Annotated in this window: 15 protein-coding genes and 1 other RNA gene; 7 read left to right on the forward strand and 9 right to left on the reverse strand. The window is 70.5% G+C overall.

Annotated features, from left to right (window positions below):
• The 6 genes from AAW13_RS02395 to AAW13_RS02420 all read left to right on the forward strand — a co-directional run.
• The coding region (locus AAW13_RS02395; protein WP_240528510.1) for an MFS transporter at nt 1-1,236 on the forward strand (1,236 nt) is incomplete at its 5' end.
• 109 nt (nt 1,237-1,345) lie between these two features.
• Nucleotides 1,346-2,686, forward strand: coding sequence for an ABC transporter substrate-binding protein (locus AAW13_RS02400; RefSeq protein WP_079178682.1), 1,341 nt, complete (start codon nt 1,346-1,348; stop codon nt 2,684-2,686).
• Complete coding sequence (locus AAW13_RS02405) at nt 2,683-3,570, forward strand: carbohydrate ABC transporter permease (protein ID WP_046729166.1); 888 nt, start codon at nt 2,683-2,685, stop codon at nt 3,568-3,570. Before AAW13_RS02400 ends, AAW13_RS02405 begins: the two co-directional genes overlap by 4 nt.
• Complete coding sequence (locus tag AAW13_RS02410) at nt 3,567-4,397, forward strand: carbohydrate ABC transporter permease (protein WP_046729167.1); 831 nt, start codon at nt 3,567-3,569, stop codon at nt 4,395-4,397. The genes AAW13_RS02405 and AAW13_RS02410 overlap by 4 nt, the downstream gene beginning before the upstream one ends.
• A gap of 11 nt (nt 4,398-4,408) precedes the next feature.
• Nucleotides 4,409-6,661 carry an alpha-xylosidase gene (gene yicI, locus AAW13_RS02415; protein ID WP_046729168.1) on the forward strand — a complete coding sequence of 751 codons (2,253 nt, stop codon included), beginning with the start codon at nt 4,409-4,411 and terminating at the stop codon, nt 6,659-6,661.
• Nucleotides 6,661-7,674, forward strand: coding sequence for a LacI family DNA-binding transcriptional regulator (locus tag AAW13_RS02420; protein ID WP_206306132.1), 1,014 nt, complete (start codon nt 6,661-6,663; stop codon nt 7,672-7,674). The genes yicI and AAW13_RS02420 overlap by 1 nt, the downstream gene beginning before the upstream one ends.
• 48 nt (nt 7,675-7,722) lie before the next feature.
• Here the strand turns inward: AAW13_RS02420 and AAW13_RS02425 are convergent, their stop codons facing one another.
• The 7 genes from AAW13_RS02425 to ftsE form a co-directional block, all read right to left on the reverse strand.
• Entirely contained in the window at nt 7,723-8,898 is a 1,176-nt protein-coding gene (locus tag AAW13_RS02425; RefSeq protein WP_052768538.1) for a DUF6183 family protein, read from the reverse strand.
• A 106-nt stretch (nt 8,899-9,004) separates the two neighbouring features.
• Complete coding sequence (locus AAW13_RS02430) at nt 9,005-13,780, reverse strand: ricin-type beta-trefoil lectin domain protein (RefSeq protein WP_476756028.1); 4,776 nt, start codon at nt 13,778-13,780, stop codon at nt 9,005-9,007.
• 391 nt (nt 13,781-14,171) lie between these two features.
• Nucleotides 14,172-14,571: a transfer-messenger RNA gene (gene ssrA / locus AAW13_RS02435) on the reverse strand.
• Nucleotides 14,572-14,664: 93 nt separating this feature from the next.
• Nucleotides 14,665-15,207 carry an SsrA-binding protein SmpB gene (gene smpB, locus AAW13_RS02440; RefSeq protein ID WP_046729215.1) on the reverse strand — a complete coding sequence of 181 codons (543 nt, stop codon included), beginning with the start codon at nt 15,205-15,207 and terminating at the stop codon, nt 14,665-14,667.
• Between the two features lie 69 nt (nt 15,208-15,276).
• On the reverse strand, nt 15,277-16,446 hold the full coding sequence (locus tag AAW13_RS02445; RefSeq protein ID WP_206306133.1) for a S41 family peptidase: 1,170 nt from the start codon (nt 16,444-16,446) through the stop codon (nt 15,277-15,279).
• A gap of 67 nt (nt 16,447-16,513) precedes the next feature.
• Nucleotides 16,514-17,434, reverse strand: coding sequence for a permease-like cell division protein FtsX (gene ftsX / locus AAW13_RS02450; RefSeq protein ID WP_046729171.1), 921 nt, complete (start codon nt 17,432-17,434; stop codon nt 16,514-16,516).
• Between the two features lie 46 nt (nt 17,435-17,480).
• A complete protein-coding gene (gene ftsE, locus AAW13_RS02455) occupies nt 17,481-18,170 on the reverse strand; it encodes a cell division ATP-binding protein FtsE (RefSeq protein ID WP_046729172.1) in 690 nt (229 codons plus the stop codon).
• 256 nt (nt 18,171-18,426) lie between these two features.
• Between ftsE and AAW13_RS02460 the strand changes: the two genes are divergently transcribed.
• The gene (locus AAW13_RS02460) at nt 18,427-18,618 is read left to right on the forward strand and encodes a hypothetical protein (RefSeq protein ID WP_046729173.1); all 192 of its coding nucleotides are present in this window, start codon (nt 18,427-18,429) and stop codon (nt 18,616-18,618) included.
• Between the two features lie 95 nt (nt 18,619-18,713).
• Here the strand turns inward: AAW13_RS02460 and AAW13_RS02465 are convergent, their stop codons facing one another.
• Complete coding sequence (locus tag AAW13_RS02465) at nt 18,714-19,340, reverse strand: hypothetical protein (protein WP_046729174.1); 627 nt, start codon at nt 19,338-19,340, stop codon at nt 18,714-18,716.
• A gap of 327 nt (nt 19,341-19,667) precedes the next feature.
• Complete coding sequence (gene prfB / locus AAW13_RS02470) at nt 19,668-20,774, reverse strand: peptide chain release factor 2 (protein WP_046729175.1); 1,107 nt, start codon at nt 20,772-20,774, stop codon at nt 19,668-19,670.
• Nucleotides 20,775-20,978: the final 204 nt, after the last annotated feature.

The raw sequence follows: 20,978 nt of genomic DNA on the forward strand, positions 1-20,978 counted from the left end.
CCCCGCTCCCCCCGCTCCCCCCGCTCCCCCCTACGGTCCCGTCCGCCCGGCCCCTACCGCCGCCTCTTCGCCCGCCCCGGTACCCGCGCCTTCACCGCCGGGAACCTGCTGGCCCGGCTCCCCATGGGGATGTTCAGCGTCAGCGCCGTCGTGATGATCGCCGGCGCCCGCGGCTCGTACGCCCTCGCCGGCGCCGTCACCGCGACCGGCCTCGCGGCGACCGGGGTGGCCGGGCCCTGGATCGCCCGGCTCGTCGACCGGTTCGGGCAGGCCAGGGTCGCCGTGCCCGCCACGGTCACCGCCGTCCTCGGCAGTCTCGCCCTGCTGCTCTGCGTCCACTACGGCGCCCCCGACTGGACCCTGTTCGCCGCCTACGCGGCCACCGCCACCACACCCAACCTGGGCGGTATGTCCCGCGCCCGCTGGGCGTACCTGCTGCGCGCCGACCCGGACGCCCTGCACACCGCGAACTCCTTCGAACAGGCCGCCGACGAACTGTGCTTCATGCTCGGCCCGGTGCTCGCCTCCTTCCTCACCGGCACCCTCTTCCCGGAGGCCGGCACCCTGGTCGGGGCGGTGCTGCTGCTCTGCGGGATGCTGCTGTTCACCGCCCAGCGCGCGACCGAGCCACCGGTCCGGGCCGGGACGGGCGCCGCGAGGACCCCGCTGCGCCTCGCCGCCCTCCTGGCCTGCTTCGTCGCCACCGGCGCGGTGTTCGGTTCGATGGAGGTCGTCACCATCGCCTACGCCGACGCGCAGGGCCATCGGCCGGCCGCCGGTGCCGTACTGGCCCTCCAGGCCGCCGGCTCCTGCGCGGCGGGCCTGGTGTACGGGGCGCTCAGGCCGACGGGGCCGGCCGAACGACGGTTCGCCGTCTGCCTGTGGGCGATGGCGGCCCTGATGTCCCTCCCCCTCCTCGCGGCCCGCACCCTCGACTCTCTGTGGGCCGTCGCCCCCGCCCTGCTCGCGGCCGGGATGGCGACCGCGCCGACGATGGTGACCGCGATGTCCCTGGTCCAGGAGCGCACCCCGGAGGGCCGCCTCAACGAGGGGATGAGCCTCGTCGTCACCGCCCTGCTGACCGGCGTGGCCACCGGCTCCGCGGTCGGCGGCTGGGCGGCGGAGCACCTCGCGCCGGCGGCGGCCTACACCACTCCGGTCGCCGCTGCCTGCGCGGCCGTCGTGGTCCACACCGTCAGTCGAATCGCTTCCCACAATTCCCGCCGGACCCATTGACGCTTTCACAACCCGCACCTACCTTCCATCGTCGAAGCGCTTCGACGTCCGGCATCGAACCGATTCGACGCCGGACGAGCACCATCCACAACTCCTGCGGAGGCACTGGATGTTGACGGCACGAAGGCGAACAGGCCGAACAGGACGGACAGGACAGACGGGGCGGACGGGGCGGGCAAGGCGGCTGACGGCCGCGGCGGTGGCCCTGTCCGGGTCGCTGCTGCTGGCCTCCTGCGGCGGCTCGGGCGGCAGCACGTCCGACGCCAGAACCCTGCGGCTGTGGCACTACGAGGCTCCGAACAGCGCGATGGGCGTGGCCTGGAGCGAGGCCATCAAGGAGTTCGAGGCGAGCCACCCCGGCGTGAAGGTGAAGTACGAGGAGAAGAGCTTCGAGCAGATCCAGAAGACCGCGCAGATGGTCCTCAACTCCTCCGACGCGCCCGACCTCATGGAGTACAACAAGGGCAACGCGACGGCGGGGCTGCTCTCCAAGCAGGGGCTCCTCACCGACCTGACCGCCGAGGCGGCCAAGCGCGGCTGGGACAAGAAGCTCAGCGCGGGGGTGCGCACCACCAGCCGGTACGGCGCCGACGGCGTGATGGGCTCAGGCAAGTGGTACGGGGTGCCCGACTACGCCGAGTACACGATGGTCTACTACGACAAGGACCTGTTCAAGAAGTACGGGATCGCCGAGCCGAAGACGTTCGACGACCTGACGGCGGCGATGAGCACGTTCGTGGCGAAGGGGATCACCCCGCTCGCGAACGCCGGTTCCGAGTACCTGGCCCAGCAGTACCTCTACCAGCTGGCGCTCTCGAAGGCCGACCGCTCGTGGGTCGACGCCTACGAGCTGTACAAGGGCAAGGTCGACTTCCACGACCAGGCCTGGACGTACGCGGCGACCACCTTCGCCGACTGGGTGAAGAAGGGCTACATCGCGAAGACGTCCTCCGGTACGACCGCCGAGCAGGCCGGGGTCTCCTTCATCCAGGGCAAGGCGCCGATCCTGTTCTCCGGCAGCTGGTGGTACGGCCGTTTCCAGTCGGAGGCGAAGTTCGACTGGGGCAGCTTCCTGTGGCCCGGCTCGGACCTCACCCTCGGCTCGGGCGGCAACCTCTGGGTCGTACCGAAGAACTCCGGGAACAAGGAGCTCGCCTACGACTTCATCGACATCACCATGTCGAAGAAGATCCAGAACCTGCTCGGCAACAAGGGCGGGGTGCCGGTCGCCGCCGACCCCGGCGCCATCACCGACCCCAAGTCCAAGCAGCTCATCGCCGACTTCAACACCCTGAGCAAGCGCGACGGTCTCGCCTTCTACCCGGACTGGCCGATCGCCGGCTTCTACGACACCCTCGTCTCCGAGACCCAGAAGCTGATCACCGGCAGTGAGAAACCGGACGCCTACCTGAGCAACCTCCAGACGGCGTACGACAAGGGCACCAGGTGAGGGTGCGCCGGGACTCCCACGCCCTGTTCCTGCTCCCCGGTGTCCTGGCCTTCCTGGCCGTCGTGGTCGTCCCGTTCCTGATGAACACGGCCGTGGGCTTCACCGACTGGCAGGGGGTGGGCAGCCCGCACTGGTCCGGGCTCGCCAACTACCGTGAACTGCTGCGCGACACGGAGTTCTGGACGTCGTTCCGGCACAGCCTCTTCATGGTCGTCGCGATGGCGCTGCTCCCGACCGCGCTCGGACTGGTCCTGGCCGCCGCCCTGTTCGACTACATCGGCAAGCACTTCGGTACCCGGATCGCGGCGGTCCTGCGCGCCTGCTTCTACCTCCCCCAGGTGCTGCCGGTGGCGGTGGCCGGCATCGTCTGGAGCTGGATCCTGGCCCCGGACAACGGCTCCCTCAACACCCTGCTGAAGGCCGTCGGTCTCGGCTCGTGGCAGCAGGACTGGCTCGGCGACCCGGACATCGCCCTCTACACCGTCATGGGCGTACTGGTCTGGGTGCAGCTCGGCTTCCCGCTGGTCGTCTTCATGGCCGGACTCGGCCGCGTGGACCCCCAGTTGTACGAGGCGGCCGAACTGGACGGCGCCGGCTGGTGGCGGCGCTTCCGGCACGTCACGCTGCCGCAGATCCGCCCCGAGGTGTACGTGGTCCTGACCTGGTGCACGATCGCCGCGCTGAAGGTCTTCGGCGCGGTGTACGTCCTGACGAAGGGCGGCCCCGGCGGCGCCACCGACGTCCCCTCCTACTTCTCCTTCACCACGTTCTTCGAGAAGACCCAGGTCGGCTACGGCTCGGCGATCTCCACGGTCCTCACGGTCATCGTCCTCGCCCTGGCCGTGCTCGGTCTGAAGCTCCAGAACCGCGCGGAGGCCACATGACCCGTCCGACCGCCGTGCGCCGCTACCCGGTGCTCCTCGCCCTCTGCCTCGCCGCCCTCTTCATGGTCGTCCCGTTCCTGATCGTGGCGGTCAACGCGGTCAAGTCCCCGGCGGAGTACTCGCGGAACGGCCCGCTGAGCCTCCCCCACGGCCTCTACCTCGACGGGCTGAAGGACTTCTGGCAACGCGTCGACTACAGCCGGAAGCTCGTCAACTCCACGCTCATCAGCGCATCGGTGGCCCTGCTCGCCACGGCCCTGTCCGTCCTCAACGCCTACGCGATCGGCATCGGCCGGATCCGGTTCCGCACCTGGGTGCTGGCGTTCTTCGTGCTCGCCAACATGCTGCCGCAGGAGGCGCTGGTCTACCCGCTGTACTACCTGAGCAAGCAGGCCGGCCTGTACGACACCCGGCTCAGCGTGATCATCGTGTTCACGGTGATCCAGTCGGCGTTCGGGACGTATTTGCTCTCCGCCGTCCTCGGGCAGTTCCCACGCGAGATCGTCGAGGCGGCCCGGATCGACGGCGCGAACAAGTGGCAGATCCTGGTCCGGATCGTCGTCCCGGTCAGCCGCCCGACCCTGGGCGTGCTGCTGGTCTTCTTCTTCATCTGGACCTGGAACGAGTTCCTGCTGCCGCTGGTCATGCTGATCTCCAACGACAACCAGACGGTCTCCGTCGCCCTCGGCGTCCTCCAGGGCCAGCGCCTGATGGACGCCACGATGACCAACGCGGCCGCCCTGCTCGGCGTGCTCCCGGCCATCGTCTTCTTCCTCGTCTTCCAGCGCACGCTCACCCGCGGCATCGCCGTGGGCGCCGTCAAGTAGGAGGTACGTGAGTGAAGTTCACCGACGGCTACTGGCTGCTGCGCGAGGGCGTCACCGCGGCCCACCCGGTCGAGGTCCTCGACGTCACCGCCACGGCCGCGGCGCTGGAGATCCACGCGCCGACCCAGCCCATCCGCCACCGCGGCGACCTCCTGAGGGGGCCGGTCCTGACGATCAGCGCGCACACCCCGATGCCCGGCGTCATCGGCGTCACCTTCACCCACTTCGAGGGCGAGCAGCCGCGCGGCCCGCACTTCGAGCTCGGCGGGGCCGACTGCGCGTCGCAGGTGTCGTACGACGACGAGCACGCGACCCTGGTCTCCGGCTCGCTGACCCTGCGGCTGAGCCGGACCGCGCCCTGGCGGCTGGACTTCCTCTCCGGCGGCCGCGTCCTGACCTCCAGCGGCCCCAAGGGCATGGGCATCATGCGGGACACGGCCACGGGCGCCCACTACCTGCGGGAGCAACTGCGCCTGGGGGTCGGCACATCGGTCTACGGGCTCGGCGAACGCTTCGGCCCGCTGGTCAGGAACGGCCAGGTCGTCGACATCTGGAACGCGGACGGCGGCACGGCCACCGAACAGGCCTACAAGAACGTCCCGTTCTACCTCACCGACGCGGGGTACGGCGTCTTCGTCGACCACCCGGGGAAGGTGTCGTTCGAGGTCGGTTCGGAGGCGGTGTCGCGGGTCCAGTTCAGCGTGGAGTCCCAGCAGTTGACGTACTACGTCATCCACGGCCCGACCCCGAAGGACATCCTGCGCAGGTACACGGCCCTGACCGGCCGCCCGGCCCTCCCGCCCGCCTGGTCCCTCGGCCTGTGGCTCTCCACGTCCTTCACCACCTCCTACGACGAGAAGACGGTGACGTCCTTCATCGACGGCATGCGGGAGCGCGAACTGCCGCTGTCCGTCTTCCACTTCGACTGTTTCTGGATGCGGGAGTTCAACTGGTGCGACTTCCGGTGGGATCCGCGGGTGTTCCCGGACCCGGCGGGGATGCTGGGACGGCTGCACGAGCGGGGACTGCGGGTGTGCGTGTGGATCAACCCGTACATCGCGCAGCGGTCGCCGCTGTTCGCCGAGGGGAAGGAGCTGGGGCACCTGCTGCGGCGGCCGGACGGGAGCGTGTGGCAGTGGGATCTCTGGCAGCCGGGGATGGCGCTGGTGGACTTCACCTCCCCGGCGGCACGGGACTGGTACGCGGACAAGCTGGAGGCCCTGCTCGCCGAGGGGGTCGACTGCTTCAAGACCGACTTCGGGGAGCGCGTCCCGGTGGACGTGGTCTGGTCCGACGGGTCGGACCCGGAGCGGATGCACAACTACTACACGTACCTGTACAACCGGACCGTCTTCGAGGTGCTGCGCAAGCACCGGGGGGAGGGTGAGGCGGTGGTCTTCGCGCGGTCCGCGACGGCCGGCAGCCAGAAGTTCCCCGTGCACTGGGGCGGTGACTGCGAGGCCACGTACGAGTCGATGGCCGAGTCGCTGCGCGGCGGGCTCTCACTGGGCCTGTCCGGGTTCGGCTACTGGAGCCATGACATCGGCGGCTTCGAGGGCACGCCGACCCCGGCGCTGTTCAAGCGGTGGCTGGCCTTCGGGATGCTGTCCTCGCACAGCAGGCTGCACGGCTCGTCGTCGTACCGGGTGCCGTGGCTGTTCGACGAGGAGTCGGTGGACGTGCTGCGGCACTTCACCCGGCTGAAGCTGAGCCTGATGCCCTACCTGTACGAGGCCGCGCGCACCGCGTCCGCGGAGGGCCTGCCGGTGATGCGGGCGATGGTGCTGGAGTTCCCGGACGATCCCGGGTGCGCGCATCTGGAACGGCAGTACATGCTGGGCGGGGATCTGCTGGTGGCGCCGGTGTTCGACGACGAGGGGCAGGTGACGTACTACTGCCCCGGGGGCACCTGGACGCACTTCCTGACCGGGCGGACGGTCACCGGTCCCCGCTGGATCCGCGAGCGCCACGACTTCCTGGGTCTGCCGCTGCTGGTGCGGCCCGGCGCGGTGATCCCGGTCGGCGCGGTGGCCGACCGGCCCGACTACGACCACGCCGACGGGGTGACCCTGCGGGCGTACGGCCTGGAACGCGGCGCGCGGGTCACGGTCCCGGTCGGGGACGTCACCTTCACCGTCGTACGCGAAGGGAACACCCTGCGGGCCTCGTGCAGTGATCCGGTGGCGGCCTGGGGCCTGGCGGCCGGGGAGCGGAGCGCGCGGGCGGCCGCCGGGACCGGGTTCCTCTCGCTGGAGCTGGGCTGATGGTGAAGATCACGGACGTGGCCCGGCACGCGGGGGTCTCCCCCAGCACGGTGTCCTACGCGCTCAGCGGCAAGCGGCCGATCTCGGACGAGACCCGGCGCCGGGTCCAGGCGTCCATCCGCGAGCTCGGCTACCGCCCGCACGCCGGCGCCCGCGCGCTGGCCAGCAGCCGCTCCAACGTGCTCGCCCTGGTGATCCCCTTGCGCACCGGGATCCACGTGCCCGTGGTGATGCAGTTCGCGGTGTCGGTGGTGACCACGGCCCGCCGGTACGACCACGACGTGCTGCTCCTCACCCAGGAGGAGGGCGAGGAGGGCCTGCACCGGGTCGCCGACACGGCGCTGGTGGACGCGCTGATCGTGATGGACGTCCAGTTGCACGACCCCAGGCTGCCGCTGCTGCGGGCCCTGGAGCGGCCGTCGGTGCTGATCGGCTTTCCTTCTGACGCGACCGGCCTGACCTGCGTCGACCTGGACTTCAGGGCGGCCGGTGAGCTGTGCGTGGAGCGGCTGGCGGGGCTCGGGCACCGGGTGGTCGCGCTGGTCGGGTCGCCGCCGGAGGTGTACGTCCGGGAGACCGCGTTCGCCCAGCGGGTGGTCCAGGGGTTCACGGCCGCCGCCGACCGCAACCGGATGGCGTGTTCCGTCCACCCGTGCGAGGCGACCCCGGCGGGGGCGCGCCGGGTCGCCGAACATCTGCTGCGCGAACAGCCGGCGTTGACGGGGGTGGTCGTCCACAACGAGGCGGCCCTCGAACCCCTGATCGACGCCTTCGAGCACCTCGGCCTCCGCGTCCCCACCGACCTGTCGATCACCGCGATCTGCCCGGACGAACTCGCGGCGGCCCTGCGTGTCCCGGTCACCTCGGTGGCCCTGCCGGCCGCGGAACTGGGCGAACGGGCGGCCGAGTTGCTGATGCGCAAGCTGGGCGGGGACACGGCGGTGCCGGAGGCGACCCTGCTGGCACCGCACCTGACGGAACGCGCGAGCACGGCCCCGCGCGAGGCGCTCTGACGGCCCCCGCGAGACGGCGACCGCGCCTGCCGGTGCCCTGGCCGGGAATCAGTCGGTGTCCGTGGCGGTGAGGACCGCGATCTCCTGGCCGCCCGGTCGCAGGGCGGCCACCGCGAGGTCCCAGGCCACCTGGTGGAACCAGTCCGACGAGGGGTCGGCGATGAACCAGTGTGCCTGTTCGACCAGCGTGGCCGTACGACTGATCGGCGCGTCCGGGGCGGTGCCGACCAGGCCGCCGAGGGAGCGCCAGGCGGCGAGCCGCCCGTACGCACCGAACATGCCGCTGCCGTAGGCGGGGCTGCGCACCGCCGCGGTGAGCAGCACCCGCAGCACCCTGTCGGAGGTGGCCGGGTGCAGCCGGGGCCTGGTCTCCCCCGTCGGCCACGCGGTGAGGGGCAGCCGCTCGAAGACGGCTGCGAAGTCGTCCGGTGGGACAGGGGACGCGGACCAGAACTCCTGTGCGGCGACCGTGCCGTTGGACTCCTCGAGCCAGTGCCGCACCGCGGCGCTCATGGCCCCGGCCGCCGCCGCGTCGGTGGTCTCCACCGGATCGACCGCGTCTCCGCGCCGGCGCATCTCCGGCGAGACACGGAGTTCGGGCCGGTCGCTGTGGTTCGCGACCGTCGCCGGGGGCAGGGCCCACGTCCAGTCGTGCGGGGCGTGCGGCGGTCTGAGCAGCGCACGCTCCGCGGGCAGCAGGTGGAGCGGCAGGGGTGCGAGCGGATGCTCCCGCGCCACGAGCGCTTCGCCGAAGGACCGCAGCAGGGGGTGGTCCGGTACTGCGGCGCCTGCCAGTACCAGCTCGTGCAGCAGGCAGGCTCTGAACTCGTCCGACGCCGCGGTGCCGAGCTGTTCGCCGTACACGACCGGGACGATGTCCGCGGGCCGGTGCCCCAGGGCCACCAGCTGGGCCAGGCGTCGCTCGGTTTTGGTCCGTGCCGGCTCTCCGGTCCGGAGGCCGCTGGGCAGACGCATCAGGACGCGCAGGCTCGGCTGCCCCGCCGTGGTGGCGAGGGCGGTCTGCAACCGGTCGAGCAGGAAGGCGTGTGCGGATGAGTCCTCGCCTTCCTGGCCGGCCCGCCGGGCGAGCTCCGCGCCGAGCAGCGTCGCCCACTCGAGGTCTCCGGACGAGACCCGGTGCTGGATCTCCTCGCCGAGTACGGACGCGGCCGGGTGGCCACGGTCCAGCAGTTCCCTGATCCGTCGGGTCGTGTCGCTGTGCATGGTGGAATCTCTCTGCCTCACGCTCGTCGAACCGGGGTCCGGCCGACGTCGTACGACGTCGGCCGGACCCCGTTCCGCTGCTTCTTCTACGACGCGGCGCGGACCGCTACGGCGAAGCCACCGGATAGGCGCTCAGAATCTCCTTGGTCTGCGGATTGACCGCGATCTGGAGGTACTTCTCTCCTCTGGTTCCGATCGTTCTTCCCATCGGGAAGACGAACCTGAAAGCGTCCGCGGGATCCTTTATCGCCTTGCTCTGCATGGCCCACGCCTCGTCCACCAGGGCGAGAACCTTGCCGGGGTCCTTCTCGACGAACACCGTGTGCGTCGCCCTGGAGGCGTCGGGCACCGTGTGGGCGAGCACGTGGTCGATCTTGTTGCCGAACTTCCTGTCGAAACCATAGATCAGCCCGCCGGGCGACTGGAGCCTGCCGCCGCCCAGGTCGGCGAAACCGACCGGGCAGAACGTGTTGTGCACGAGAACCGGCGTGGTCCCCGCCAGCACGTAGTAGGTGTGGATGCCGGCGACGCTGAGGTTGTAGGCGGAGTGGAGCCGCTGGTAGCGGTGGACGCCCACGACGGTGACGGTCTCGCCGCTGCTGGTGCGCAGCGTCTGGCCGGGGCCGAGGTCGCCCGCGTCGATCCAGCGGTGGGCACTGGGCGACCAGAACGGGTGGTGCTGAGTGGCGGTGATCCGTGACCGGCCGGCGTCGATCGTGATGTCGGCGAAGTCGGTGTCGTCCGGCGTGTAGACGGTGTCGGTGACCGCGCGGACCGCGGTCCGGCCGCTCCAGGGATCGGTGGCGAGGACCGCGTCACCGATCCTGACGTCCTTGATCTCCTTGGTCGTGCCGTCGGCCATCAGGACGTGCGTGGCGCCGGGGAAGCTGTTGGGCCGGCACGCCAGGCGGAATTCGTCGTAGGCGTGCACCGACCGCTCGATCTCGGCGAGCGTGCGGGCGTCGACGTCCAGTGCGCGCAGCGCCTTCAGGGCGTCGTCGACGCCGATGCCGGTGCGCAGGGCGGCGTCGACGGCGCGGATCGCCTCGGTGATCTTTCCGATCGGACCGCCGAGCGGAAGCCAGGTCGCGGCCCAGGCGCAGTCGCCGTAGCTGCCGTCACCGGTGCCGGTGGCCTTGTGGTAGCAGCCGGTGAAGTCGTCGACGATCGAGTGGTAGAGGCCCTTCCACAGGTCCTTGGTCGCCTCCCAGGAGGAGATCTTGACGTTCTTCTTCAGGCCCTTGAACGTCTTGGTGGTGAGGAAGTACGTGTCGTCGGCCGGGCAGCCCGCCTGGGTGGCCGGGACGTCGGGGTTCTCGCAGAAGTAGTAGCTGACGACCGCGTCGAAGTGCACTTCGAAGACCAGGTCACAGGGCAGGTGGGAGCAGTCGTCCGGGAGCCGCTGCGGGTCCCCCTGCTGCTTGACGTCGTCGATGACGGAGAACACGCCGCCGACTCCGGTTCCGGTCCCGGCGCCGGTCTGGACCTGCTTGTTCGCGTCGGCGGCCGCCGCCTGGTCGGCCGCCTGCTGGGCCGAATCGGCGTACTTCTGGGCGTCCTTCGCCGCCTCCTCGGCCGCGGTGGCCTCGGCGTCGGCCCGGTCGGCCGCGGCGCGGGCGTCCTTCGCGGACTGTTCGGCCTCGGCGGCCGCCGTACGGGCGGCGTCCGCGTCCAGGGCCGCCTGGTCGGCGGAGGCGCGGGCGTCCTTGGCGTAGCCCTCCGCGTCGCCGGCCGCCTGGTCGGCGGCTGCCGCGTCGGCGGTGGCCTGCTGGTCGTACTCGATGGTGCGCGCCAGTGACTTCTGCGCGTCCGCCGCGTACTGCGCCGCCTCGGACGCGTAACCCAGTGCCTCCTTCGAGGACTTGCGGGCGTCCGCGGCGTGACCGGCCGCCTCGGCGGCGATCGTGTACGCGGCCTTCGCGTCGCCGGTGGCCGCGTCGGCGAGGCTCTTCGCCTGTTCGGCGTTCTTCTGCGCGTTGGCGGCGTGCGCCTCGGCGACGGCCTGCTGCTGCTGGGCGATCGTCTTCGACGACTGGCCCGTCAGGACGACGAGACCGGCCGCGGAGTCGGTGTCCACGTAGGGCGAGCCGAGCTGGATCGCGTCGTTGGCGGGTGCGGCGACCTGCTGCGCGGAGGCTCCGGCGTCCTCGGCCGCCTGCGCGGTCGTGTACGCGTGACCGACCGCGTCGGCCGCGCCCACGACCGCCTTGGCGGCCTCGGCCTTGGCCGCGTCGGCCTGCTTCCTCGAGTCGGCCGCGTGCTGCTCCGCCTCGTCGGCCAGCTTGACCGCGGCACGCGCCGCGTCGGCCGAGGCCTGCGAGGCCTTGATGGCGTCCGCCGCCGCGCTGGTCGCGGTGCGCACCGCCGCGTCCGCCTTCAGCTTGGCGGCCTGGGCCTCGTCCGCGTCGGAACGGGCCCGCTTCGCGGCCGCCTCGGCACGGGTCGCCGCGGCGTCGGCGTCGGCCGCGGCCTGGCTCGCCGCGTCGGCCTCGGCACGGGCCGAGGTCGCCGCCGTCTCCGCGTCGCCGGCCGCCTGGTCCGCCTGGTCCGCCGCCGCCCGGGAGTCCTTCGCGTCGGCGTCCGAGGCGTGCGCGTCGGCGTAGGCGTCCTTGGCGTCGGCCTTCGCGCGGGCCGCGTTCGCCTGGGTCTTCGCGTCCCACGCGTCGTCCGACTTGCCCTTGGCCCGGTCCCGCGCGGCCTCCGCGTCCTGGCGCTTGGCGCGCGCGGTGGACTCGGCGGTCTCCGCCCGGTCCTTGGCGTCGGCGGCGGTCTTCGCGTACCCCTCCGCGTTCACCTTGTGCTGCGCGGCCTCGGCCTGCTTCTGCGCGGCGGTCGCCTTCTCCGCCTTCGCCGTCTGCTCCTCGGCCTCTGCCGAGAGCCGCTTGGCGTGCGCGGTGGCCGCGGCCGCCTTGGCGTCGGCCTCCGCCTGCTGGGTCTCGCCGAGCTTCGCCTTCGCGGTGTCCCGCGCGGCCTTGGCGGTCCCCGCCTGTACGGCGGCGGCGTCGGCGGCGGCCTTGGCCTGCGCGTTGGCCTCCTGCGCGGCGGCCGTCCGGAACGCGGCCTTCGACTGGGCCGCCTGGGTCACCGCGCGGGCTGCGATGGTCGCGCTGTCCCCGGCGGACGCCTTGGTCGCCGCGTAGGCGGTGTCACCGGCCTTGGCCAGCGCGTCGAGCGCGGCGGCCGACGCCTTGGTGACCTGGGCCTTCTGCTGTCCGGCGAGCAGGCCCCGGCCGCGCGGTGCGCCCGCCCGGTCCGCGACGGCGTAGGCGGCCTTGGTGGCGGTGTCCGTGTCGGTGGCGGACTTCTTCGCCGCGGTCGCCTGCGCCTTGAGCAGGTCGAGCTGGGTCTTGGCCGCGGTCTGGGCGTCGGTGACGCCCTTCTTCGCCTTGTCGAACTGGGCCTTGGTCGGATAGTCCAGCTTGTCGGTGCCGTTGTGACCGGACGGGGTGAAGTCGAACTTCTGCGGGTCGGTGCCCTTGCAGTCCCACATCCGGCCGTCACGGCTGTTGTCGTAGGTCGCGAGGTCCAGGCAGTTGCCGGTGCCCGGGTTGTACAGGCGGCTGGTCGCGTGGGTGTCGTACTCCCACTTCTGGGCCGCGCTCTTGGCGTTGCAGGTGGAGATCTGGACGGCGGTCCCGTTCGCGGTGCCGCCGCCCTTCACCTCCAGGCACTTGCCGGAGTTGACGTTGACCAGCGAGTCGCCGTCGATCGTCCACTTCTGCCCGGCCGAGCCGTTGCAGGTGTAGATCTGCGCCGGGGTGCCGTTGTCCTTCTTGCCGCCGCCCACTTCGAGGCACTTGTCGGTGGCGCCGTGCGCGTGCACGATCACCGGGCTGTCGCCGATCCAGCCGGGGCCGCCGGCGGACCAGTAGTCCTGCCAGCGGGCGAGGCGGTCGGCGATCCAGGACTGGCCGAGGAGTTCGCCCAGCGCCTTGGAGCCGGTGGCGAGGGCCTTGGTGGCGTCGCGGTTCGCGTCGAGGATCTGGTCGCGCTGGGTGGCCTGGGCGGCGATCTCCTGCTGCCACTCGGCGGACGCGTCCGCGACCTCCTTGCCGAGGACCCTGTCCGGGTCGACGGGGCTGCGCCAGGCGCAGGAGGCGAACCGGGTCTTCAGGTCCTCGACGGCGATGCGGTACTCGACGCTGCCCGGGTCGGGCGCGGTGCGCGGGAAGCCGCCGGAGGACAGGAACAGCCGGGCGTTGTCCGCGGCCGTGGGCTCCAGGTCCCAGTTGACCAGGTGGTCCCAGGCCTGGTGTTCGGCGTACGACTGCTGCCACTGCGGGGTGGGGAGCGAGGGGTCGGGGTCGGCGCCGTAGAGCGGGGTGCCGAGGTCCTTGACGGCCTTCAGCGTGGCGTCGTCGGCCTTCGGGGTCGGATCTTCGTAGAAGCCGTCCTCCGTCTTCCAGAACTGGGCCGCGGTCCACTGGCTCAGGCCGGTCTGCGCGAAGAAGCTCGGGCCGGTGCCGGTGGTCCCCGGCGGCCAGTGGAAACCGGTGACGGTGAACCCGGCGGGGGTGCTCAGGCCGTCGAGCGGCTTCTTCCAGACGTCGATGTAGGCGTCGAGGGCGTCGCCCGCCTTGTCGGCGGCGTCCCTGTCCTGGTCGTACGCCGTCGACAGCGGGGTGGTGTTCCAGTACTCGCGGTCGGCCGCGGTGTGCAGCTTGTCCGGGGTCTGGTCGAGCGCGGCCTGCGCGGTGCTGAACATGGCGGGACCGCCCATGCGCAGCACGCCGGCCATCAGGCACTGGTCCTGGCGGAGCTGTTCGGCGGCCTTGGTGTCGAAGCCGTCGTAACTGTCGGCCACCGGGCTGAGGTCGGCGGCCCGGTCGTGGTGCGGGTCCGGCCGGCCGGCGACCGTGGCGAGCACGGCGAGGGCGAGCACGGCGGGCACAAGTCGTGTGAGACTGCCCGCTTTTCGGGCAGGGGGCGTCACAGTCCCCGTTCTGGAACGCAAAAGAACATCCGTTCTTCGTGAAAAGGGCAGGCGGGGGCCCGGTACGAAGAGTTTCGGAAAGGCGAGCGCCGTGGCGGCGGTCAGCCCTGTGTGTCCCTCCCCGTGGCGACGCTGTTCCCCCGGTCGCCGATGGTCGTGCGCGGCGGCCGAGTGGTCGGTTCGGCCCAGCGCGCGCACCGCACTTTAGTAAACTTGTGTGATCCCTGTGAAGGGTTTTTGACTGAGCGGCATCAATCTTCACATGTCCGGCGGACGCCGGCTCCGCGAACACGACGAAGGCCCGGTGGTCGGTGACCACCGGGCCTTCGTGACATGGAGACTGTGGAGATGGCGGGAATCGAACCCGCGTCCAACGGTGCGGAACCAGGGCTTCTCCGTGTGCAGTTCGCTGTGATTTTCTCAGCCCCGGCGATCACGCGAACAAGTCGCCGACGAGCTCAGTCACTGTTAGATTTCCCTCTTCACCCCGTGACCGGGATCAAGGTTTAGTCCCCTAGCTGATGCCAGGATCCGGGTCGGGAACAGCCCCGGGCTGACACTCCCGTATAGGAGGCTCGCTGTCGCTACCTGAGATCAGGCAGCGAGGGCGAAGGCCTGCTGGGAGGAATCGCGCTTGGAAGTGGCGATTATTTTTTTCGGCCTGTGGTTTACGAGATCATGGCCGCTTTCTCGACACGCTTCCCCTGCCTCGACATCCGCTGTCGAAACCGATCATCCCCATGTTGATTTTTCAATCTTCACACCGGCTTCCCCCGGTGTTGGTGCCATCGTACGTGACCAACGCACGCCGATGCCACTACATTCCCGCGGGCCTAGGCCTCCCGCTGCCGCCGCTTCGCCGCCGCGATGACACGCCCCGCCTCCCGGCGGTCCTGCTGCTCGCGCAGGGTCTGCCGCTTGTCGTACTCCTTCTTGCCTCGGGCGAGGGCGATCTCCGCCTTGGCCCGGCCGTCCTTGAAGTACAGGGCGAGGGGCACGATCGTGTGACCGGTCTCCTGGGCCTTGGCCTCCAGCTTGTCGATCTCCTCCCGGTGCAGGAGCAGCTTGCGCTTGCGGCGCACCGAGTGGTTGGTCCAGGTGCCCTGGCTGTACTCGGGGATGTGGGCGTTGTGCAGCCACGCCTCGTTCCCGTCGATCTGCACGAAGCCGTCGACCAGCGAGGCCCGGCCCTGACGCAGCGACTTCACCTCGGTACCGGACAGCACCAGACCGGCCTCGTAGGTGTCGATGATCGCGTAGTCGTGCCGCGCCTTCTTGTTCTGCGCGACGATCTTGCGCTTGCCGCCCTTCTCGCCGTCCCTGGCTTTGGCGGCCGTCCCCTGCTGCTTCTGCTGGGACTCTTTCGGTACGTACATTCCCTTGGCCATAGTGCCCTCCATTTTCGCACTACGGAGGGGGTGCGAGGGAAGCGGATTAGCCGCGGGTCACGACGGGTCGCCGAGACCGCTCAGCACGGTCTCCGCCCGCTCGAGCGCGCCGGTGCCGACCTCCAGGTCGGGGGTGATGCCCCTGCCGTCGACGACGTGGCCGGAGGGGGTGCGGTAGTGGCCGACGGTGAGTTCGGCGACCGAGCCGTCGGGCAGGCGGGTGGGCATCTGGATGGAGCCCTTGCCGAAGGTGCGGGAGCCCAGGACGACCGCGCGGCCGCGGTCCTGGAGGGCGCCGGTGAGCATCTCGGCCGCGCTCATGGTGCCGCCGTCGACGAGCGCGACCAGCGGTCTGACGGTGTCGCCGCCGGGCTCGGCGTGCAGGGAGCGCTGGACGCCGTGCACGTCGTAGGTGGCGACCAGGCCGCCGTCGAGGAAGGCGGAGGCGGCGGTGACGGCCTCGGTGACCAGGCCGCCGGAGTTGCCGCGCAGGTCGAGGACGATCCCGCCGTCGGCGGACGCCCGCCGGACCGCGTCGCGCACCAGGTCCCCGGCGCCCTTGGTGAAGGCCGAGACCTTGATGACGGTGATACCGGCGGCCGCCTTGCGCACGGTCACCGAGTCGGTGGACAGCAGCGCCCTGCGCACGGTCTCACGCCACGCGCGCGTGCCGCGCTGGAGGCCCAGGGTGACGGTCGTACCGGCGCGGGCGTCGGTGGCGTCACCGCGCAGTAACGAGACGACGTCGGTGACGGGCCGGCCGTCGACGTCCGCCCCGTCCACGCTGCGCAGCCGGTCGCCCTTGCGGACACCCGCCGCGGCCGCCGGCGACCCGGCCTGCACCCTGGTCACCTCGATCCGGCCGTCCCGCTCCCGCCGGGCCCACAGCCCGACGCCGGTGTACTGGCCGTCGAGCGCTTCCTCGAACTCCTGGTACTCGCCCTCGGAGTAGACCGCGGCCCACCGGTCCCCGCTGCGGCTCACGGCGCGTTCGGCGGCCTCCACGGGGGACTTGCCGTCGGCCATCGCCTCGGCGGCCGCCTTGGCGACGTCCTCGTGCCGGGCGGCCGGACGGGCGCTCCCGGCAGGCGACTTGCGGTCCGCCCGGCCGGGGTCGGGGAACGCCCCGGTGGCCGCCCCGGTCACCAACAGCCCTGCGAACACCAACGTCAGGGCCGCCCCGCGGCGAACCCGGCGGGGCTGGCAGAACAGCTCAGGGCCTGACATGCCGGTGAGTCTAGGACAACGAAAAGGGCCGCACGGGCGGTTGCCCGTACGGCCCTCTTGGCATGCGTCACACCTTCAGGTACTTGCGCAGCGCGAAGAAAGCGGCCAACGCCGGCATCAGCAGGCTCGTCGCCAGGATGAGCGGCAGCTTCGTCAACACCGCGTCCCAGCCGATGAAGTTGATCAGGTTCAGCTTCTGGGAGAGGGCCAGGCCGTGGTCGATGATGAAGTAGCGGGCGACCACCAGGAATCCGCAGGCGACCGTGCCGCCGATCAGACCGGCGACGGCGGCCTCGGCGATGAACGGGGCCTGGATGTAGAAGCCGGAGGCGCCGACCAGGCGCATGATGCCGGTCTCCCGCCTACGGCTGAACGCGGAGACACGCACCGTGTTGACGATCAGCATCAGGGCGACCACCAGCATCAGGGCCATGACCATCCGGGCCGCCCAGTTCATGCCGTTGAGGAGACCGAAGAGGTTGTCCAGGATGCCCTTCTGGTCCTGGACGGACTGCACGCCGTCCCGCCCGTCGAAGGCCGTCGCGACCACCTGGTACTTCTGCGGGTCCTTGAGCTTGATCCGGTACGACTCCTGCATCTGGTCCGGCGTGAGGGAGTCGGCCAGCGGCGAGTCGCCGAACTGCTCCTTGTAGTGCTTGTACGCCTGGTCCTGCGACTCGTAGGTGACCTTCTGGACGATCGAGGTCATCTTGTCGAGGTCGGCCTTGATCTGCTTCTTCTGGTCCTCGGTGACCGCGCCCTTGGCGCAGTTGGGGTCCGACTCGGCGTCGCTCTTGTTGCAGAGGAAGATCGAGACGTTGACCTTGTCGTACCAGTAGCCCTTCATGGTGTTGACCTGGTCGCTCATGAGGAGCGAGCCGCCGAAGAGCGCCAGGGACAGGGCGACCGAGACGACGACCGCGAAGGTCATCGTCAGATTCCGGCGGAGACCGACACCGATCTCCGACATTACGAACGAGGCGCGCATGGCGTCGGGTTATGCCTTTCCGTGGACGTCTGCGAAGTCGTGGCGGTCAGTGCTGGTAGCCGTAGACGCCGCGGGCCTGGTCGCGGACGAGGCGGCCCTTCTCCAGCTCGATGACGCGCTTGCGCATCTGGTCCACGATGTTCTGGTCGTGGGTGGCCATGATCACGGTGGTGCCGGTGCGGTTGATGCGGTCCAGGAGCTTCATGATGCCGACCGAGGTCTGCGGGTCGAGGTTGCCCGTGGGCTCGTCCGCGATCAGCAGCTTGGGCCGGTTCACGAAGGCACGCGCGATGGCCACACGCTGCTGCTCACCACCGGACAGCTCGCCGGGCATCCGGTCCTCCTTGCCGCCGAGCCCGACGAGGTCGAGCACCTGGGGCACGGACTTGCGGATCTCGCCCTTGGACTTGCCGATGACCTCCTGCGCGAAGGCCACGTTCTCGGCGACCGTCTTGTTGGGCAGCAGCCGGAAGTCCTGGAAGACCGTCCCGAGCTGGCGGCGCATCTGCGGCACCTTCCAGTTGGAGAGACGGGCGAGGTCCTTGCCCAGGACGTGCACCTGGCCGTGGCTGCACCGCTCCTCACGGAGGACCAGCCGCAGGAAGGTGGACTTCCCCGAGCCGGAGGACCCGACGAGGAACACGAACTCGCCCTTCTCCACTTCCAGGGACACATCCCTGAGTGCGGGGCGGGTCTGCTTGGGGTAGACCTTGGAGACATTGTCGAATCGGATCACGGATGCACCACGGGTCGCCGGGGGTAGATGAGCGTGACCATACGCGAACCGGGTGAGGAAGCGCAGGCGCCGGTCACGGTTGAGTGAGGCTTGTGCGGTTTTGTTCCGGGGCAGATTCTCCGGAGTGCCGTGGAGGGCCGGGCGGGCTCCGCGGACGGCCGCGCTCTTTCGGGGGGAACCTGGCACAGTGGGAGGGGAACGTTCTCGTTCCGCGGAGCGTTGTCTGGGTAATGGCCGGTGCAAGGAGGGCGAGCGCATGACGTACGACCGGTTGGTGTGCGCGAACTGCGCGGCGCCCGTGAACGAGGGCCGGTGCCCCGTGTGCCGGGCCAACCGCGAGCGCCTTCAGCAGGAGAGCTTCCTCGGCGGTCTGAACCCGATGGCGCTGATCGGGCTGCTGGCGGTGCTGATCGCCGCGGTGGCGCTGCTGGCGCACCAGACCGCGTAGCGAAGCTCACACAAGGACGGGAAAGGGCCCGGAGCCGAGGCTCCGGGCCCTTCGTCGTGCGTGGTGCGTGACGCTCCGCGTGCGGGAGGCTACCGTCAGGCGGCGGCGCCGCCGCGGCCGCCCATGAGGCGCGGCAGGATGCGGAAGCCGATGCCACCGGCGATCATGGTGGCGGCGCCGACGACCAGGAAGGTCGTCTCGGCGGCACCGGTCTCGGCGAGCTGGTCGCCGCTGCCCTGGGCCTGGGTGTTGGAGGTGCCCGAGCTGGTGTCCGTGAGGGCGGAGGAGCCCTCCTCCTGGGCGGAGGTGCCGGAGTTGCCGTCGGTGCCGGTGTTGTCGTTGCCACCACCGTTGCTGCCGGTGCCGCTGCCGCTGGTGCTGCCGTCGGTCGGGGCGTCGCTGGTCGGCTCGTCCGTGGGCTCGGTGGGCTCCTCGGTCGGCTGGGTCGGCTCGTCCGTGGGCTCGCTCGACTCGGAGGGCTCCTGAGTCGGCACGTCGGTGGCCGTCTCGGTCGGCTGGGCCGTGTTCGTCGGGATCTCGGTCGGGTTGTCCGTCGGGTCGTCGTCCGCCCCGAGGTTCACGTCGGCCGAGACGCCGCTCGCGTCGGCGCTGACGCCGATGGAGAGGGCGGAGGCCGCGCCGGCCGCGGTCAGTGAGGCACCGGCGGCGATCACGGCACCGGCGGCTATCCGCGCGACCCGGATCCGCGTCTTCTTCGTCATCTGGTTGCTACCCCCAGTAGCTGATAGTCAATGAGCGGGCGCATGGGGCCGGCCGTGATCGACGGGGGCGGTAGACGTGTGAACGCGACACCAGGTCCCCCGGTTCACATGCGCCCCAGAGATACGCATGCCACGCTTCACCCTTCCCATTTTTCAAAGCAACGTCAAGGCCGTTGCGTGCGCGATGTCCAGTTGCGCGCCGAATGCCGGGAGTTGAAGTGTGTGAGTGTGATGTAAAACCCAGGCATTCCCTGGGGAAAACGAGAACTGCCGCCCCAAGGGCGGCAGTTCACGATCGTTCGGCCCGTCATGGGCAAGTCGACAAAGTTACTTCTCCTGCTGCTTGCGCCAGCGAATTCCGGCCTCCAGGAAGCCGTCGATCTCGCCGTTGAACACGGCCTCGGGGTTGCCCACCTCGTACTCGGTCCGCAGGTCCTTGACCATCTGGTACGGGTGCAGCACGTACGACCGCATCTGGTTGCCCCAGGAGTTGCCGCCGTCGCCCTTGAGGGCGTCCATCTTGGCCTGTTCCTCCTGCCGGCGCCGCTCCAGCAGCTTGGCCTGGAGGACGTTCATCGCGGTCGCCTTGTTCTGGATCTGCGACCGCTCGTTCTGGCAGGAGACGACGATGCCGGTGGGGATGTGGGTCAGGCGCACCGCGGAGTCGGTGGTGTTGACGCCCTGGCCGCCGGGGCCCGAGGAGCGGTACACGTCCACCCGCAGTTCGGACTCGTCGATCTCGATGTGGTCGGTCTGCTCGACCACGGGGAGGATCTCGACGCCCGCGAAGGAGGTCTGGCGGCGGCCCTGGTTGTCGTACGGCGAGATGCGCACGAGGCGGTGCGTGCCCTGCTCCACGGAGAGCGTCCCGTAGGCGTACGGCACCTGGACGGCGAAGGTGGTCGACTTGATGCCGGCCTCTTCCGCGTACGACGTCTCGTAGACCTCGGTCTTGTACCCGTGCTGCTCGGCCCAGCGCAGGTACATGCGCTGGAGCTTCTCGGCGAAGTCGGCGGCGTCGACGCCACCGGCCTCCGCGCGGATGTTGACGAGTGCTTCCCGGGAGTCGTACTCACCGCTGAGCAGCGTCCGGACCTCCATCTCGTCCAGCGCCTTGCGGACGGCGGCCAGCTCGGACTCGGCCTCGGCACGGGTGTCCGGGTCGTCCTCCTCCTCGGCCATCTCGAAGAGCACGGCGAGATCGTCGATCCGCCCGCGCAGCGCCTCCGCCTTCCTGACCTCGGCCTGGAGGTGGGAGAGCCTGCTGGTGATCTTCTGCGCCTCGTCCGGGTTGTCCCACAGGGACGGCGCGGCCGCCTGCTCCTCGAGCACGGCGATGTCTGCCCTCAGCTTGTCGAGGTCCAGAACGGCCTCGATCGACTCCATGGTCGAGGAGAGGGACTTGAGCTCTTCGGATACATCGACGACTGCCACGCCTCCCAGCGTAACGGCTCCGCCAACCGAGCATGGCCGACGGGCCTCGCCCACCCGCCGTCCCGGACCCTGGGGAGAGGGGCGCGCACGGAACCGAAACGGCAGTACGGGGCGGAGGCCGCTTCCCTCCGCGGTCCGGGGCGGAGCCCAGGGCCGGTGACCGTGTCGGACAGGCTGGCCGGCTGGCCGACGGGCGGGCCGACT

Source organism: Streptomyces humi (assembly GCF_001005085.2).
Lineage (GTDB): Bacteria > Actinomycetota > Actinomycetes > Streptomycetales > Streptomycetaceae > Streptomyces > Streptomyces humi.